The sequence below is a fragment of the Streptomyces sp. NPDC085931 genome, from assembly GCF_044540565.1.
Classification (GTDB): Bacteria; Actinomycetota; Actinomycetes; order Streptomycetales; family Streptomycetaceae; genus Streptomyces.
This window is the reverse complement of sequence record NZ_JBITSK010000006.1, coordinates 44462-60508: the sequence shown is the minus strand read 5'-3', so window position 1 is coordinate 60508 and position 16047 is coordinate 44462. Positions and strand designations below refer to the sequence as shown.

At 73.0% G+C, this 16047-nt stretch carries 15 protein-coding genes; 1 reads left to right on the top strand and 14 read right to left on the bottom strand.

The window, feature by feature from the left end; all coding sequences use genetic code 11:
• Position 1 precedes the first annotated feature (1 nt).
• The 14 genes from ACIGAN_RS13805 to ACIGAN_RS13740 all read right to left on the bottom strand — a co-directional run bounded on the left by ACIGAN_RS13805 (position 2) and on the right by ACIGAN_RS13740 (position 14720).
• Positions 2–643, bottom strand: a complete 642-nt coding sequence (locus tag ACIGAN_RS13805) for a phosphorylase family protein (protein ID WP_399857309.1) — start codon at positions 641–643, stop codon at positions 2–4.
• A complete protein-coding gene (shc, locus tag ACIGAN_RS13800; protein ID WP_399857307.1) occupies positions 643–2634 on the bottom strand; it encodes a squalene--hopene cyclase in 1992 nt (663 codons plus the stop codon). The genes ACIGAN_RS13805 and shc overlap by 1 nt, the downstream gene beginning before the upstream one ends.
• A 122-nt stretch (positions 2635–2756) precedes the next feature.
• Complete coding sequence (locus ACIGAN_RS13795) at positions 2757–3824, bottom strand: polyprenyl synthetase family protein (protein ID WP_365095429.1); 1068 nt, start codon at positions 3822–3824, stop codon at positions 2757–2759.
• Between the two features lie 68 nt (positions 3825–3892).
• Complete coding sequence (hpnE, locus tag ACIGAN_RS13790; protein WP_399857305.1) at positions 3893–5305, bottom strand: hydroxysqualene dehydroxylase HpnE; 1413 nt, start codon at positions 5303–5305, stop codon at positions 3893–3895.
• Positions 5302–5436, bottom strand: coding sequence for a DUF6380 family protein (locus tag ACIGAN_RS13785; protein ID WP_365095424.1), 135 nt, complete (start codon positions 5434–5436; stop codon positions 5302–5304). The genes hpnE and ACIGAN_RS13785 overlap by 4 nt, the downstream gene beginning before the upstream one ends.
• The gene (gene hpnD, locus ACIGAN_RS13780) at positions 5433–6383 is read right to left on the bottom strand and encodes a presqualene diphosphate synthase HpnD (protein WP_399857302.1); all 951 of its coding nucleotides are present in this window, start codon (positions 6381–6383) and stop codon (positions 5433–5435) included. The genes ACIGAN_RS13785 and hpnD overlap by 4 nt, the downstream gene beginning before the upstream one ends.
• Positions 6380–7282: a squalene synthase HpnC gene (hpnC, locus tag ACIGAN_RS13775; protein WP_365740426.1), complete on the bottom strand. Its 903-nt coding sequence runs from the start codon at positions 7280–7282 to the stop codon at positions 6380–6382. Before hpnC ends, hpnD begins: the two co-directional genes overlap by 4 nt.
• Positions 7283–7641: 359 nt before the next feature.
• Entirely contained in the window at positions 7642–8430 is a 789-nt protein-coding gene (locus ACIGAN_RS13770) for an ABC transporter ATP-binding protein (RefSeq protein WP_399857300.1), read from the bottom strand.
• On the bottom strand, positions 8423–9352 hold the full coding sequence (locus tag ACIGAN_RS13765) for an ABC transporter permease (protein ID WP_399857298.1): 930 nt from the start codon (positions 9350–9352) through the stop codon (positions 8423–8425). Before ACIGAN_RS13765 ends, ACIGAN_RS13770 begins: the two co-directional genes overlap by 8 nt.
• Before the next feature lie 111 nt (positions 9353–9463).
• On the bottom strand, positions 9464–10336 hold the full coding sequence (locus ACIGAN_RS13760) for a glycosyltransferase family 2 protein (RefSeq protein WP_365095588.1): 873 nt from the start codon (positions 10334–10336) through the stop codon (positions 9464–9466).
• Positions 10337–10341: 5 nt separating this feature from the next.
• A complete protein-coding gene (locus tag ACIGAN_RS13755) occupies positions 10342–11121 on the bottom strand; it encodes a CDP-alcohol phosphatidyltransferase family protein (protein ID WP_365740428.1) in 780 nt (259 codons plus the stop codon).
• A complete protein-coding gene (locus tag ACIGAN_RS13750) occupies positions 11099–12160 on the bottom strand; it encodes an iron-containing alcohol dehydrogenase family protein (RefSeq protein ID WP_365740429.1) in 1062 nt (353 codons plus the stop codon). The genes ACIGAN_RS13755 and ACIGAN_RS13750 overlap by 23 nt, the downstream gene beginning before the upstream one ends.
• Positions 12148–12900: a phosphocholine cytidylyltransferase family protein gene (locus tag ACIGAN_RS13745; protein WP_365095405.1), complete on the bottom strand. Its 753-nt coding sequence runs from the start codon at positions 12898–12900 to the stop codon at positions 12148–12150. Before ACIGAN_RS13745 ends, ACIGAN_RS13750 begins: the two co-directional genes overlap by 13 nt.
• Complete coding sequence (locus ACIGAN_RS13740) at positions 12897–14720, bottom strand: DUF5941 domain-containing protein (RefSeq protein WP_399857295.1); 1824 nt, start codon at positions 14718–14720, stop codon at positions 12897–12899. Before ACIGAN_RS13740 ends, ACIGAN_RS13745 begins: the two co-directional genes overlap by 4 nt.
• Before the next feature lie 276 nt (positions 14721–14996).
• Here ACIGAN_RS13740 and galE point away from each other — a divergent pair, with 276 nt between their 5' ends.
• Positions 14997–15986, top strand: coding sequence for a UDP-glucose 4-epimerase GalE (galE, locus tag ACIGAN_RS13735; RefSeq protein ID WP_399857293.1), 990 nt, complete (start codon positions 14997–14999; stop codon positions 15984–15986).
• Positions 15987–16047: the final 61 nt, after the last annotated feature.

The window sequence follows — 16047 nt, the reverse complement described above, 5'->3', positions numbered from 1 at the left end:
CTCACCTCCTGGGGAGCAGCAAGGAACGGTGCCATTCGAAGAAAGCGGGAAGGACCGAGCGAAGAACACGGAAAGCTGATATTCCACCGCGCACCGTGCCGATCCGGACGAGTTCATGTTCAGGAGCGTCCACGACCACCCGGACGGCCGCAACCGGGCGCTCGCCCGCGCGCACGGCGCTCAGGAGCGTGGCCGCCGACTCCATGTCGACGGCGATCGCGCCGGTCGCGAGGAGGGCGGACCGCTCGGGGCCGCGCACGACGTGATCGGAGCCGGTCAGCGGCCCGGTGTGCACGGTCCGCCCGGGCACCGCCCGGCCCAGCTCCTCGACCAGCAGCTCCGTCCCGGTGCAGGGGGTCGTGGAGCGGGGGTCGCGGGTCTCCTCGGCGACGACCAGGTCCCCGGGGTGCATGCCGGGCGCGAGCCCGGCGCAGAAGCCGGTGGCCAGCACGGGGGCGTCGCGCAGGGCCGGGTCGGCCAGCACCCGGGTCACGGCCCGCTCGGCCGCCGCCGGGCCCATGCCCGTGCGCAGGACGGTGACCGGTCCGCCGGCGCCGCTCCGCCCGCCCGCGCGCAGGGCGAACTGCTCGATGCCGAGCGCGCAGGCGATCAGCAGCGGGTGAGGGGCGGGCCGCGTGCCCATCAGCCCCCCTTGACGCGGTCGGCGAAGGGCTCCCCGTGGAGGTACCGGCCGAGCGCCGTGAGCGGGAACACCTGGCGGTAGAGGTGGTAGTTGATCGAGAAGTCCCAGGGGAAGCCGGTGCCGGTGAAGAAGGGCTCGTCCCAGGAGCCGTCCTCGCGCTGGGTGGCGGCGAGCCACTCGACGCCGCGTTCGACGGTCTTGGAGTGCCGCTCGCCCGCCGCGAGCAGCGCCATCAGCGCCCAGGCCGTCTGGGAGGCGGTCGAGGCGCCCCGGCCGCTCCACTCGGCGGCGTGCTTGTAGGAACGCAGGTCCTCGCCCCAGCCGCCGTCGTCGTTCTGGACGCACTCCAGCCAGGCCACCGCCCGCCGGATCGCCGGGTGCGCGGCGGGGATGCCGGCGGCGACCAGGGCGGGGACGACCGAGCCGGTGCCGTAGACGTAGTTGACGCCCCAGCGTCCGAACCACGAGCCGTCGGGCTCCTGTTCGGCCAGCAGCCACTCGATGCCGCGCCGGGTGCGCGGGTCGTGCGCGAGGCCCTCGACGGCGAGCATCTCCACGACGTGCGCGGTGACGTCGGCGGAGGGCGGGTCGATGACCTCGCCGAAGTCGCAGAACGGCAGCCGGTTGGGGAAGGGGCTGGTGTTGTCGACGTCGAAGGCGGCCCACGCGCCGTTCCTCGACTGCATGCCGAGCGTCCAGCGCACGCCGCGCCCGATGGCCCGGTCGACCCGCTCCGGGTCGTGGTGGGCGATCCGGCGCAGCGCGAGGATCACTTCGGCGGTGTCGTCGATGTCCGGGTAGTTGTCGTTGTGGAACTCGAACGCCCAGCCGCCGGGCGGGAGTCCGGGCCGCCGGACCGACCAGTCGCCGGGCCGGACGATCTCCTCGCCCAGCATCCAGTCCGCCGCCTTCACCAACTGCGGGTGGTCGGCGGGCAGTCCGGCGTCGGCCAGCGCGATCGCGGCGAGGCAGGTGTCCCATACCGGCGACTGGCAGGCCTCGATCATGCGGGCCCCGTCCTCGCGCCACACGGCGAACCGGTCGAGCGACGCGAGCCCTTCGCGCATCACCGGGTGCTGGAGGTCGTAGCCGAGCAGGTGCAGGGCGATGATCGAGTAGACGGCCGGGGGCTGGATGCCGCCCCAGCAGCCGTCGTTCTCCTGCCGTTCGATGATCCAGCGGGCGGCGCTGTTCATGGCGGCCCTGCGGAGCCCGCGCGGGGCGATCTTCCGCAGGGCGTGCAGGGCCTTGTCCATGCGCTGGAAGGCGCCGTCCCAACTGAGCGGCGGGGCCAGGGGCCTGGCCGGGTTCGGGTGGTCCGGGTCGGTGTGCAGCTCGTCCAGCGGGAAGGGCGCGGGGCGGACGGGGCGCTTGGCGGAGACGACCGTCAGCGGGACGATGGTCTGGCGGGCCCAGCAGCCGAAGTCGTAGATGTTGAGCGGCACCCACTTCGGGAAGAAGATCAGCTCCGGCGGGAGTTCGGGCAGGTCCTCCCACTTCCACCAGCCGAACAGGGCCAGCCAGATGCGGGTGAAGACCCGGGCGGCGGCGATGCCGCCCTGTGCGCGGATCCACTCGGCGGCCTTCGCCATGTGCGGGGCGCCGGGGTCGTCCCCGGCCAGCCGGAGGGCGACGTAGGCCTCGATGGTGGTGGAGAGTTCGCCGGGGCCGCCGTGGAACGTGGCCCAGGTGCCGTCCTCGCGCTGCTCGCCGCGGATGAAGAGCGCGGCGGCCTGCGTGGTGCCGTCGTCGCGGATGCCGAGGAACTGACGGAGCAGCAGGTCCTCGGCGTCCATCGTGACGTTGGTCTCGAGGTCGCCCTTCCACCAGCCCTCGGTGTCCTGGAGGGAGAGCAGGAAGTCGGTGGCGCGCCGGACGGCGCGGGCGGCGGTTTCGGATACCCCGGCCGCCCCGGGGGTCTCGGTGTCGCTGGCCGCGGCGGCGCGGGGCGGCGAAGTGGCCCCGGTGCTTCCGTCGGTCGTCGCTGTCATGGCTTCCCCTTCGTGCAGTGGTGCAAGGTGTGCAGCTGCTGTGGGTCCGCCGTCGGCCGGTGCTCCGTGCTGGCTCGGGGCACCGGCCGGCGACTACGCGAGGGTTATTCGGCCGATAGTGATCATCTCTTCCGTACGACGACGAAGTCCGCGAGTGCCGTGAACTGTGCCCGCACCCGGTCGGGCATGTCCACGGTGTCGAGGGCCTCGATGGCGATGGTGTGCTGACGGCGTGCCTCGTCGGCGGTCCATTCGCGGCCGCCGGCCTCCTCGATGAGGGCGGCGCGGGCCGCGAACTCCTCCTCGGAGAAGTTCTCGACGTCGCTGGCCTTGGCGTCGGCGGCGAGGATCTCGCCGAGCCGCTCCGAGGCGGGGCCGCCGGCCGCGAGCGCGGCGACGACCGGCAGGGACTTCTTGCGCTGGCGCAGGTCGCTCCAGGTCTGCTTGCCGGTGGAGACCGGATCGCCCCAGATGCCGAGCAGGTCGTCGACGGCCTGGAAGGCGAGGCCCAGGTGGTAGCCGTACTTCTCCAGCGTGTCGGCGGTGCGGTCGTCGGCGCCGCCGAGGACGGCCCCGATGGAGCTGGCGCAGGCGAGCAGGGCGCCGGTCTTGTTGCCCTCCATCTCCAGGCATTCCTCGACGCTGACGCGGTCGCGGTGCTCGTAGGAGATGTCCTGCGCCTGGCCGTCGATCAGGGCGCGGGTGGCGGTGGTCAGGCGGCGGGTGGCGCGGCCGGCCTCGACGGTGCCGAGTTCGAGGAGCACCTCGTTGGCGAGGGCGAACAGGGCGTCACCGACCAGGATGGCCTGGGCGGGGCCGTGCACCTTCCACACCGTGTCGCGGTGGCGGCGCTGCTCGTCGCCGTCCATGAGGTCGTCGTGGAGGAGGGAGAAGTTGTGGACGAGCTCCACGGCGACGGCGCCCGGGACGCCGGTCTCGGGCGCGGCGGACACGACCTCGGCGGACAGCACCGCGAGGGCGGGGCGCACGGCCTTGCCGCCGTCGCCCTCGGCGGGCCTGCCCTGGGCGTCGATCCAGCCGAAGTGGTAGGCGGCGACCGTGTCCATGGGAGGCGCCAGACGGTCGACGGCCGCCCGCAGCACCGGAGTGGCCAGGGTCCGGCCGCGCTCCAGCAGCGCGGTCACGTCCACCGCCTCGGCAGTCCTCGAGGCCGGGGGCACAGTGGGCACAGTCTCTCCTCTTGTTGCGGTACCGGGGGTGCGGGGGCCGCCGTCCGCCGCGCCGGCCTGGGCCGGCATCACGCCGCCTCCTCGACGTCGAAGAGGTGACGGGGGCGGGGCCGGCCCAGGGCGCCCAGCACGGCGTCCGCCGCGCTCACACCACTGCGGACCGCACTCTCCATGGTCGCGGGCCACCCGGTGGCGGTCCACGCTCCGGCCAGGCACAGGCCGGTTGCCTTGGTGCGGGCGCCGGGCCTGAGGCGCCCGACGCCGGGGGTGGGAGCGAACGTCGCGGTGCGCTCCCGGGTGACGAAGAAGTCCTGCACCCCGGCGCCCCGGGTCAGCGGCAGCAGCCGCTCCAGCTCGGGCAGATAGCGCTCGCGCAGGACGGCGACGGGTGCGTCGATCTCGTCCTGGGCCGCGGACTGGGACAGGGCCAGGTACTGCCCGGAGCGCAGCCCGGACGCCTCGGTCCGGTCGAACACCCACTGGATCGGCGTGCCGAGGGCGGTGAGGAAGGGCCGGGCGAGGACCTTGCGGTCGTACACCACATGGATGTTGAGGATGGGCGCGGTGCCGATCTCCAGGAGCCGCTCGGGCGCGTCGAGGGCGCCCTCGGGCAGCAGGTCGTGTGCCTCGCGCTGCGGTACGGCGAGCACGACGGCGTCGGCGTCGAGCGTCTCGCCGGGCACCTGGACGCGCCACCCCCCGTGCGCGTCGCGGGCGACGGAGGTGACACGGGTGCGCAGCTCGGTGCGGACGCCCGCGGAGTCCAGGGCCTTGCGGGCCAGCCGGTCGTGCAGGTCGCCCAGCGGGACGCGCGCCCAGCCGATGTCGGCCGCGCCCGGGTCGGACAGCAGGCCCGTCTTGAACACCATCGCGGCGAGCCCCAGGGAGGCCTGCGCCGCGACCGCGTTGAGCGTGGCGACCCCGACCAGGTCCCACAGCGCCTCGACGGCGCGCGCGGACTGGCCGTGCGCGGCGAGCCAGCCGCCGAAGTCCTGGGTGTCCAGCGCCGGGTCGGCGAGGTCGAGCCGCTGCAGCGCGAGCGCGGCCCGGCCCACCCGGGCGCGGTCGGCGAGCGACAGGTGCGGGTAGGTGGCGAGGCTGCGGCCCAGGTGGAGGGGCACGGGCAGCGCGTCGCGGCGCAGTCTGCCGAGCCGCCGCCCGGCGGGCCGCGCGAGGTCCACGACGGGTACGTCGAGCCGGTCCTGCAGCGGGGCCAGGTCCGCCCCCTCGATGCGGCCCAGGAACCAGCGGTAGGCGGTGCAGCAGCGCAGGTACACGTGCTGGCCGTTGTCGACGGTGAGGTCGCCGCGCCGGAAGGAGAAGGCCAGGCCGCCGAGGCGGGGCCGGCCCTCCAGCAGGGTGACCCGGACGCCCGCGTCGGCGAGCGCGAGCGCCGCGGTGACGCCGGCGAGCCCGCCGCCCACCACGACGGTGTGCCGGCCCTGCGCGGCCGGTCGGCTCGACCGTGTGCCGTGCGTCATCGCGCGCCCTCCCCTGCGCGGCGGCCGTGCTGCCCGGACCGTGCACGGCCGGCCGTCGGTGTCAGGGACGCGGGCCCCGGCCGGAGGGTTGCCCGCCGCTTTCCGCCCCAGGCGGTGGGGCCGCCGCTCATGCGCGCCTCCTGACGGCCTGCCGGGTCACGTGCCGGGCGTCCAGGCCGGACAGCCCGCGCACGGCGACGTACGCCTTCTCCCGGCCGGGCAGCGAGACCCGGCCGCGCAGCACGGCCTCGGGGTCGCGCTCGATGCGGTCGAGGAGGCGGCGGTAGATGCCGGCCATGGCGGCGACGCAGGCGCCGCTGCGCCGGTCGAGCATGGGCAGCAGCCGGTAGCCCTCGGCGAAAAGAGCGCGGGCCCGCCGCACTTCGAAGTGCACGAGGCCCGCGAAGTCGGAACCCTCGGGTGGCTTCGGCCCGCTGAAGCCGGCCGAGCAGCCGAACTTCGCGAGATCGTCGGCGGGCAGATAGGTGCGGCCCCCCACGGCGTCCTCGCGGACGTCCCGCAGGATGTTGGTGAGCTGGAGCGCGAGGCCGAGCGTGTCGGCATATTCGGGCGCGCGCTCCACGCCGCGCGCCCCCGGTTCGGCGCCGAACACGCCGAGCGACAGCCGCCCGATGGCGCCCGCGACGCAGCGGCAGTACACCTTCAGGTCGTCCCAGGTCTCGTAGGTCTCGCCGCGTACGTCCATCAGGACGCCGTCGATGAGCTCGTCCAGGCCGCCCAGCGGGATCGGGAACCGTTGCGCGGCGTGCGTGAGGGCGACGGCGACCGGGTCGGTGTCGTCCTCGTCGACGCCGCCCTCGCGGATACGGGTGAGCAGCGCCCGGGTCTCCTCCAGCCGGGCGACCTTGACGTCGGCGACGAGCGCGCCGTCACCGATGTCGTCGACCCGCCGCGAGAACGCGTACAGCGCCGACATCGCCCGGCGCTGGGCCGTCGGCAGCAGCCGGATGCCGTAGGCGAAGTTACGGGCCTGCCGCCCGGTGACGGCCTCGCAGTAGCTGTAGGCGGCGAGTACCGGCGGGGACGCGTGTGGTTCCGACTCCACGGTCCGGATCACCCCTCTCCTCGCAGGGTCACGCCCACCTCACGCAGCAAGCGGACCTTGCCGGGCTTGGGCGGGCCGGGAAGTACGTCGTAGTCGGCGGCGGCGATCGCGTGCAGGGCCGCCCTTCCTCCCGCCACGAACCCGGCGAGCAGCAGCTTCAGCCTGCCGTGGACGCTACCCACCAGGGGGGCGCCCTCATCCAGCAGCTCCCGGGCCCGTCGCGCCTCGTACGCGATGAGCGCACGGACCGGGGCCCCGGCGGTGTCCGCGGCGAGATCCGCCTCCTCGACGTGGAAGCGCTTCAGGTCGGCGGCGGGCAGGTACACCCGGTCGCGGCCGAGGTCCTCGGCCACGTCCTGGAGGTGCTCGACGATCTGCAGCGCGGTGCAGATCATGTCGGAGCGGCGGATCCGCTCGGGCGTGGAGGTGCCGGTGACGGCGAGGACGAGACGGCCCACCGGGTTGGCCGAGAGCTCGCAGTAGGCGAGCAGGTCGTCGTAGGTCTCGTAGCGGCCGACCAGCTGGTCCTGGCGGTTGGCGGCGATCAGGCCGAGGAACGGCTCGGGGGTCAGGCCGCGGCGGCGGACGGTCGGCTGCAGGCGGCGCAGCAGCGGGTGACGGGGCGTCGCGTCGAAGACCCTGCGCAGGTCGGCCTCGAAGGCGTCGAGCAGGACCAGCCGGTCGCCGGCCTCCCGCGGAGGGACGCCGAGCAGCCGGGCGTCGGCGCCGCCGGGGGCGAGGTCGCCGTCGCCGATGTCGTCGACGAGGCGGGCGAAGCCGTAGACGGCCATGAGGTCGGTGCGCCAGGCCCGGGGCAGGAAGAACGGGGCCACGGGGAAGTTCTCGCCCGCGGCCTTGTCGAGGGTGCCGCGCTCCGGGTCGAGGGCGCGCGGCGTGCCGGTTCCCGTCACCGCCGGCTGCCCGGCGCGGGGACGGCACGTGCTGCGTGGAGCTGGGGAGTTTCCGTAGCCATCGCCGTCACATCTCCCGTTCTACACTGCCGACCCAATACACACTATTTCGGACACGCCGCCCGGCCGTCCGCACGGCGAACCGACGAGCGGTGTCGCGCATTATCGCCCTGATTGCCGTGTTTAGGGACCGGTACAGCTTACGTTGTACGACGCATCGAGGTTCGCCTGGGTGTCCTGCACATCACGAGAACACACCGATCGGCCCCAAGCTTCCTGGAAAGGGCCGGAGTTGACGTTTCCTTTGCAGACGCGGGGCCCCGCCGGAACAGTTCCGCCGGGGCCCTGGCCGAACCGGGTCACTTGCCGGTGAACTTCTCGTACTCCTTGAGCACCTCGTCGGTCGGGCCGTCCATGCGCAGCTCACCGCGCTCCAGCCACAGGACGCGGTTGCAGGTGTCGCGGATGGACTTGTTGTTGTGGCTGACCAGGAACACCGTGCCGGCTTCCTTGCGCAGCTCGCGGATGCGGTCCTCGGAGCGCTTCTGGAACTTGCGGTCGCCGGTGGCCAGCGCCTCGTCGATCATCAGCACGTCGTGGTCCTTGGCCGCGGCGATGGAGAACCGCAGCCGGGCCGCCATGCCGGAGGAGTAGGTGCGCATGGGCAGGGTGATGAAGTCGCCCTTCTCGTTGATGCCGGAGAAGTCGACGATGTCCTGGTAGCGCTCCTTGATCTCCTCGCGGGACATGCCCATCGCGAGCCCGCCCAATATGACGTTGCGTTCGCCGGTGAGGTCGTTCATCAGGGCCGCGTTGACGCCGAGCAGCGAGGGCTGGCCGTCGGTGTAGACCTTGCCCCGCTCGGCGGGCAGCAGGCCCGCGATGGCGCGCAGCAGGGTGGACTTGCCGGAGCCGTTGGAGCCGATCAGGCCGATGGCCTCGCCGCGGTAGGCCACGAAGGAGACCCCGCGCACGGCGTGCACCGTGCGCACCCCGCGCGCGCTGTCGTCGGAGCCGCGCCTGAGGATGCGGCTGAGGGCGGCGGTGGCGCTGCCCTTGCCGGTCTTGGCGCCGTTGACGCGGTAGACGATGTGCAGGTCGTCCGCGATGACGGTGGGGATCTTCGCGTCCTGCTTCTGCTCAGCCACGGCCGTACCTCTCCTCCGCCTTCCAGAAGTACACGAAGCCGCCGAGGGCGAACAGCACGGCCCAGCCGCCCGCGACCGCCCAGACGTGGTCGGGCAGGTACTGCGAGCCGTAGTCGTCCAGGAGCGCGAAGCGCATCAGGTCCATGTAGATCGCGGCCGGGTTCCACTGCAGGACGTTGGCGATCCAGGCCGGCTTGTCCTCGAGGAAGATCGGGATGGAGAACATCACGCCGGACGCGTACATCCAGGTCCGCATCACGAACGGCATCAGCTGCGCGAGGTCGGGGGTCTTGGCGCCCGCCCGGGCCATGATCAGCGCGAGGCCGGTGTTGAAGCAGAACTGCAGGACGAGCACCGGCACGATCAGCGCCCAGGACAGGTCCGGGTAGTGGCCGAAGCCGATCGCCACGGCGAACAGCACGATCATCGAGAACAGCAGCTGCTGGAGCTGCTGCAGCGCGAAGGAGATCGGCAGGGAGGCGCGCGGGAAGTGCAGGGCGCGGACCAGGCCGAGGTTGCCGGAGATCGCGCGCACGCCCGCCATCACCGAGCTCTGCGTGAAGGTGAACACGAACACGCCCGTGACGAGGAACGGGATGTACACCTCGCGGGACATGCCCCGGTCGGCCTCCAGGAGCAGGCCGAAGATGAAGAAGTACACGGCCGCGTTGAGCAGTGGCGTGGCCACCTGCCACAGCTGGCCGAGCTTGGCCTGGCTGTACTGCGCGGTCAGCTTCGCCTGGGAGAAGGCGAGGATGAAGTGCCGCCGTCCCCAGAGCTGACGGACGTACTCGATGAGGGACGGCCGGGCGCCGCTCACGCTCAGCCCGTGCTTTTCGGCGAGCTCCCTCGCCGTGAGGCCCTCGTCGGGCGCCGCGGGCGCGCTCACCGCGACCGTGGCGTCGTGCGTTGTCTCACTCACTAGTGGAAACTTTCGTCTTCGAGATGCGCGGCCTGTGCGGGCCTGGCATGAGCCGGGGGCCGGGGTACGGCCCCTCCCGGATGCTCCCGGACGCTCGCGGACACGAGCTTGTCAGATGACGGGGGGCCGGCCCAGTCGGGTCAGCCGCCACACCGTACGCCACTTCATGGGGCGGCGGGGTCCGCAGGGGGTGGCCCAGCCCTCGCGGAATCCGCCGAACCAGGCCCGCAGCGCGCGGCGGGAGGGGCGGCGCAGGAGGGTGAGCAGCAGCCACACGCCGAGGTAGACCGGGACGAGGGGCGCGGGCAGGTTGCGGCGGGCCAGCCAGACGCGGTTGCGGGCGACCATGCGGTGGTAGACCGCGTGCCGCGAGGGGGCGGTCGTCGGGTGGTGGAGCACCATGTCGGACCGGTAGTCGATCATCCAGCCGGCGTCGAGGGCCCGCCAGGCGAGATCGGTCTCCTCGTGGGCGTAGAAGAACGCGTCCGGGAGTCCTCCGACGTCGGCGAAGACGCGGGTGCGCACGGCGTTGGCGCCGCCCAGGAAGGTGGTGACCCGGGAGGAGCGCATCGGGTCGGCGGCGCGCAGCCGGGGGACGTGGCGACGCTGGGTGACGCCGGTGTCGGGGTCGGCTATGCGGAAGCTGATGATGCCGAGCTTCGGGTCGGCCTCGAACGCCTTGCGGCACAGCTCGGCGGTGTCCTGGCCGGCGAGGAGCCCGTCGTCGTCGAGGAAGAGCAGGATGTCGACGTCCCGGCCGGCCGGGCCGAACGCCTCGATGCCGACGTTGCGGCCGCCGGGGATGCCGAGGTTCTCGGGCAGCTCGATCGTGCGCACGCCCTCGGGGACGTCCGGGACGGGCGAGCCGTTGCCGACGACGACCACCTCGACCGGGTCGCCGTCCTGCTTGGCGACCGAGTCGAGCAGGGCGCGCAGTTCGTCGGGGCGGTTGCCCATGGTGATGATGACGGCGCCGACCTTCATGCCGCTCACTTCAGCCTGCTCGAAGCGAGGATGGAGACGAGGTGCAGCAGCGTCTGCACCAGGGCGATGCCGGCCAGCACCGCCACGCCCAGCCGGGAGAAGAACAGGTCCCCGCGGGCCTGGTCGACGATGGCCAGGACCAGGATCAGCAGGGACGCCTCGATGCCGAGGATGAGGCGGTGGAACTTCAGGAAGGCGGCGGCCCTGCGGGCCAGCGCCATGCCGGAGGAGCGCATCTCGGCGGCGGCCTCCTTGACCGGCGGCTTGCCGGCCTGGTGGCGGGCGACGCCGACGAGGTCGGTCTCGGCCTTGATGAGGATGGCGCCGAGGGCGGCCAGGGTGCCGAGGAAGGCCCACAGCCAGTCGATGCGGCCGGTGCCCCACAGGTCGGCGGCGCGCAGGCCGAAGCCGGTGAGGACGGCGGCGTCGGTGAGGTAGGCGCCGACGCGGTCCAGGTAGACGCCGTTGAGCGAGTACTGCTTCTTCCAGCGGGCGATCTCGCCGTCGACGCAGTCCAGCAGCAGGTACATCTGGACGCACACGACGCCGAGCACGGCGCCCGGGATCCCCGGCACGAGCAGTGCCGGGGCCGCGAGCACACCGAAGACGGTCATCAGGTACGTGAGCTGGTTGGGCGTGACCCTGGTGTTGACCAGGTAGCGGTCGACCCGCAGGGACACCTCGCGCATGTAGAGGCGTCCCATCCAGTGCTCACCGCTGCGCCGGTCCTTCACCCCTGCGGGGTGAACGACGGGGCGTAGTTCAGCTACCGATGGCCTTGACATAGTCGGTGTAGGTGTCCTTGATCTGTTCGGGGTTCAGGTCGAGGTGTTCGAGGATGGTGTAGCGGCCGGGCCGGGTCTCCGGGGCGAACCCGACGGCCTTGACGAACTCGTCCGTGGTGAAGCCGATCTCGTCCGGCAGCACGGGCAGCCCGTGCCGGCGCAGTACTTCCGCCATGTACGCCGACTCCTCGTGCGCCCCGCGCAGCCACATCGCGAAGGCCGCGCCGAGGCCGCACTGCTCGCCGTGGGCGGCGGCCCGCTTCGGGTAGAGCAGGTCGAAGGCATGGTTGATCTCGTGGCACGCCCCGGAGGACGGCCGCGAGTCGCCCGACACCGACATGGCGATGCCGCTGAGGACGAGGGCCTCGGCGAGCACCTGGAGGAAGTCGTTGTCCCCGATGCCGCCCGGGTGCCGCAGCACGGCCTCCCCGGCCTGGCGGGCCATGGCCGCGGCCAGTCCGTCGATCCGCTCGCCCTTGACGCGGTTGGCGAGCTCCCAGTCGGCGATCGCCGAGATGTTGGAGACGGCGTCGCCGATGCCGGCGCGGACGAAGCGGACCGGGGCCTCGCGGATGACGTCCAGGTCGATGACGACCGCGATCGGGTTGGGCACGCCGTAGGAGCCGCGGCCCGCGTCGTTGTCGAGGGTGGCGACCGGCGAGCACAGGCCGTCGTGCGCGAGGTTCGTCGGCACGGCGACCAGGGGCAGTCCGACGCGTGCCGCGGCGAACTTCGCGCAGTCGATGATCTTGCCGCCGCCGAGGCCGACGACCGCGTCGTAGTGGCCGGCCTTTATGTCGCTCGCCAGCCGGACCGCGTCGTCGAGGGTGCCGCCGCCGACCTCGTACCAGGTGGCGCCGGGCATGCTCGGCGCGATGCGCTCGCGCAGCTTGGCGCCGGAGCCGCCGCTGACGGCGACGGCGAGGCGGCCGGAGTGCGAGATGCGCTCGTCGGCGAGGACGCACGCCAGGTCGTCGAGGGCACCCGGGCGGATGTCCACGACGAGCGGCGAGGGGATCAGCCGGGTCAGTACTGGCATGCGATCTCCCGTCCCCGGGCGAGATCGTCGTGGTTGTCGATCTCCACCCACGCGACGTCGCCGATGGGCGCCACGTCGATACGGAAGCCGCGGTTCACCAGTTCCTGGTAGCCGTGCTCGTAGAACTGCTGCGGGTCGGTCTCCCACACGGTCTTGAGCGCGTCGGCCAGTTCGGGGGCGGCGTCGCCCTCGATGAGGGTGACGCCGATGTACTCGCCGGTGGCCTCGGCGGGGTCCATCAGCTTCGTGATCTTCGTCATGCCCCGGGCGGGGTCGACGACGACCTTCATCTCCTCGTCGGCCAGGTCCTTGACCGTGTCCAGGGCGAGGATGATGCGACGGCCCTCGCCGCGCGCGGCGAGCAGCGTCTTCTCGACGGAGACCGGGTGGACGGTGTCGCCGTTGGCGAGGATCACGCCGTCCTTGAGGGCGTCACGGCCGCACCACAGGGAGTAGGCGTTGTTCCACTCCTCGGCCTTGTCGTTGTCGATGAGGGTCAGCTTGAGGCCGTACTTCGCCTCCAGCGCCTCCTTGCGCGCGTACACGGCCTCCTTGCGGTAGCCGACGATGATCGCCGCTTCCGTGAGGCCGACCTCGGCGAAGTTGGCGAGGGTCAGGTCGAGAACCGTTGGTTCGCCCTCTATGCCCGCGGGCCCCACCGGCACCAGCGCCTTGGGAAGGCTGTCGGTGTAGGGGCGCAGACGCCGTCCGGCGCCGGCCGCCAGCACGAGGCCGATCATGCGGGTTCTCCTTCATCGTGTACGGCGGGCGCGCCACCCTGGTGGGCGGCGACCCAGAAGCGGATGCTCTCGACGAGCACCACCAGGGCCACGGCCACGGCGAGGACCGTGAGCGCGACCGTGAACTGCGAGGCGGTGAGCAGCGCGGCGAGGACGGTGACGAGCAGCGTCCGTCCCTCGTGCCCCCCGATGGAACGCACCAGCCAGGCGGGGGGCGCTCCGGCGTTGCCGCGGATGCGGTACACCGTGTCGTAGTGATGGTAGGCGACCGCGGCCACCAGCCCGAAAGCCGCAGGAAGGGCTCCGTTCACGTCCGCTCTCGCCGCCAGCACGAGGACGGTGCCGTACTCGGCGGCGCGCAGGAACGGGGTGACGAGCCAGTCGAGGGCGCCCTTGAGGGGGCGGGCGACGGCCAGGCCCGAGGTCAGGGCGTAGGCGAGCGCGGCGACGACCGGCCAGGGGCCGCCGAAGCCGGCCAGCGCGGACGTGAGGACGACGGCGAGACCGCCGAGGAGGGCGACGGCGGGTGCCGTGAAGCCCGGCAGAGCCCGGGCGGGCTTCTTGAGCGCCTGGGCCGATCCCTGGGCGAGCGGGCCGCTGTCCGCCAGGTCGGCCAGTGCGGCGGCCGCCCGGTCGGTGCGCCGGGCCGTGCGGGTGAGGGAGCGCAGCACCCGGCCCGCGGTGGTGTACGCCGCCGCGAACGCGCAGCCGATGAGCAGGGCGTAGAAGGTGATGCGGGGGGTGGTGAGGGCCGTGAGGACCGCGATCATCGCCCAGCGCTCGCCGATGGGCAGGACGATCATGCGGCGCACCCAGACCGTCCAGCCGACGCTGTCGAGCCGGTCGGAGAGGGCGGCGGTGGGGCTGGTGTTGACGGTGGCGTCCGTGCCCGCGACGTGCGCCTCGTTGAAGGAGAAGTCCACGACGTGCCGGCAGGTCTGCAGGACCATGGCGCCCAGGGCCAGGGCCCAGACGTCGTCGCCGCCGCGGGCGGCACCGAGGGCGAGACCGGCGTAGTAAGCGTACTCCTTGGCCCGGTCGAAGGTGGCGTCGAGCCAGGCGCCGAGCGTGGAGTACTGCAGGGAGTAGCGGGCGAGCTGGCCGTCGGTGCAGTCCAGCACGAAGGAGGCGATCAGCAGCACGCCGGCCGCGACGAAGCCGCCGCGGGTGCCGGTGGCGGCGCAGGCCGCCGCTATGAGGGCGGTCAGCAGCGAGGCGGTGGTGACCTGGTTCGGGGTGAGGCCGCGGCGGGCGCACCAGCGGGCGATGTAGCGGGAGTACGGGCTGATGCAGAAGGTGGTGAAGAAGCCGTCGCGGGCCTTCACGGCCGACTTCAGGCGCACGGCCTCGTCGTCGACGTCCGCGACCGCCTGCCGGGCCTCGTTGCGGGCCTGCGGGTCGGCGGGGACAGCGGCGACCAGGGTGCCCAGCTCGGGGCGGTGCACCTCGGCGCCGTCGGCGTCCAGGGCGGTGAGGACGCGGTCGGCGAGGCTGTCGACCAGGGTGGTGCCGCCGCCCGAGGAGTTCTCGCGGGCCACGGCCCGGGTGAGGGCCTGGCGGCCGGCGGGCCGGGCGGTGACGGCGCCGGGGATGGCGGCGAGCGGGAAGCGGGGGTCGGTGAGGCCGAGGCGCAGTGCGTGCACGTGCCCGACGAACCGGGCGTCGACCAGGGCGACCCGCTCGTCGCCCGGCACCTCGGCGAGCAGCGTCTCGGCCTCGGCGGCGTCGGCCGCGACCCGGACGTCGAACCCGAGGGACCGCAGGTCGCCCTCGATCGACGATCCGGGGACCGGCTGACCGGTGAGGATGGCGGTCGACAACCGAATTCACTCCCTGGTACCGACGCGTCCGCGCCGGTGGTGTGCACGTTGGGGGCGCCCGCGCCGGTGACTGCCGGGCGGCTGTCGGCAGAGGCTATCGGATGCCGGGAAGGGCGTGTTCACCACCCGTTCGGCGGATGGATCGACGCAGTTCGCCCGAGCCCTTGCCGCGATCATCATCGGGGATCCGGGGGCCGCCCCACAAACCGCGCCGTCCGTACCGGACATCGGGGACATTGCGCCGGGCGCGGCGGGGGCGGCATAGGGTGGGCGACCATGACTTGGCTGATCACCGGCGGGGCCGGCTACATCGGGGCCCACGTGGCCAGGGCCATGACCGAGGCCGGGGAGCGCGTCCTCGCCCTGGACGATCTCTCGGCCGGAGTGCCCGCGCGGCTGCCGTCCGGCGTCCCGCTGGTGCGGGGCTCCTCGCTCGACGGGGCGCTGCTGAAGCGGGTGTTCGCGGAGCACGGCGTGACGGGTGTGGTGCATCTCGCGGCGCGCAAGCAGGTCGCCGAGTCCGTCGCGCAGCCGACGCGGTACTACCGGGAGAACGTCGGCGGACTGGCGACCCTGCTGGACGCGGTGGCCGGGGCGGGCGTGCGGCGTTTCGTGTTCTCGTCGTCGGCGGCGGTGTACGGCGATCCGGGGGTGGACCTCATCACGGAGGACACGCCCTGCGCGCCGGTGAACCCCTACGGCGAGACCAAGCTCGCCGGGGAGTGGCTGGTGCGGGCGGCGGGCCGGGCGCACGGGATCTCCACCGTGTGCCTGCGCTACTTCAACGTGGCGGGGGCGGCCGCGCCCGAGCTGGCGGACACGGGGGTGTTCAACATCGTGCCGATGGTGTTCGACCGGCTGACCCGCGACGAGGCGCCCCGGATCTTCGGCGACGACTACCCCACCCCGGACGGCACCTGCGTCCGCGACTACATCCACGTCGCCGACCTGGCCGAGGCGCACCTCGCGGCGGCCCGGCGGCTCGCCGGGGACGGCGTGCCGGGCGACCTGACGGTCAACATCGGCCGCGGTGAGGGCGTCTCGGTGCGCGAGCTGATCACGGTCATCGGCGAGGTCACCGGCGACCGGCGGCCCCCGGTCGTCGAGGACCGGCGGCCCGGGGACGCGCCGAGGGCGGTCGCCTCCGCCGCGCGGGCGGCCGCGGAGCTCGGCTGGACCGCCCGGCGCGGGGTGCGCGAGATGGCCGAGTCGGCCTGGCGCGGGTGGCTGCTGCACCACGGCTCGCGCCCTGCCGGGAGCGACTGAGGGCGCGCTGACCTGCGTGTCGTTTGCGCAGGTCAGGGCACATGACAACGGTGTTCAGTGC

Coding starts and splice junctions, on each gene's coding strand:
- ACIGAN_RS13805 (WP_399857309.1), bottom strand. CDS start 643: ATGGGCACGCGGCCCGCCCCTCACCCGCTGCTGATCGCCTGCGCGCTC.
- shc (WP_399857307.1), bottom strand. CDS start 2,634: ATGACAGCGACGACCGACGGAAGCACCGGGGCCACTTCGCCGCCCCGC.
- hpnE (WP_399857305.1), bottom strand. CDS start 5,305: ATGACGCACGGCACACGGTCGAGCCGACCGGCCGCGCAGGGCCGGCAC.
- ACIGAN_RS13785 (WP_365095424.1), bottom strand. CDS start 5,436: ATGAGCGGCGGCCCCACCGCCTGGGGCGGAAAGCGGCGGGCAACCCTC.
- ACIGAN_RS13760 (WP_365095588.1), bottom strand. CDS start 10,336: ATGAAGGTCGGCGCCGTCATCATCACCATGGGCAACCGCCCCGACGAA.
- ACIGAN_RS13755 (WP_365740428.1), bottom strand. CDS start 11,121: ATGTCAAGGCCATCGGTAGCTGAACTACGCCCCGTCGTTCACCCCGCA.
- ACIGAN_RS13750 (WP_365740429.1), bottom strand. CDS start 12,160: ATGCCAGTACTGACCCGGCTGATCCCCTCGCCGCTCGTCGTGGACATC.
- ACIGAN_RS13745 (WP_365095405.1), bottom strand. CDS start 12,900: ATGATCGGCCTCGTGCTGGCGGCCGGCGCCGGACGGCGTCTGCGCCCC.
- galE (WP_399857293.1), top strand. CDS start 14,997: ATGACTTGGCTGATCACCGGCGGGGCCGGCTACATCGGGGCCCACGTG.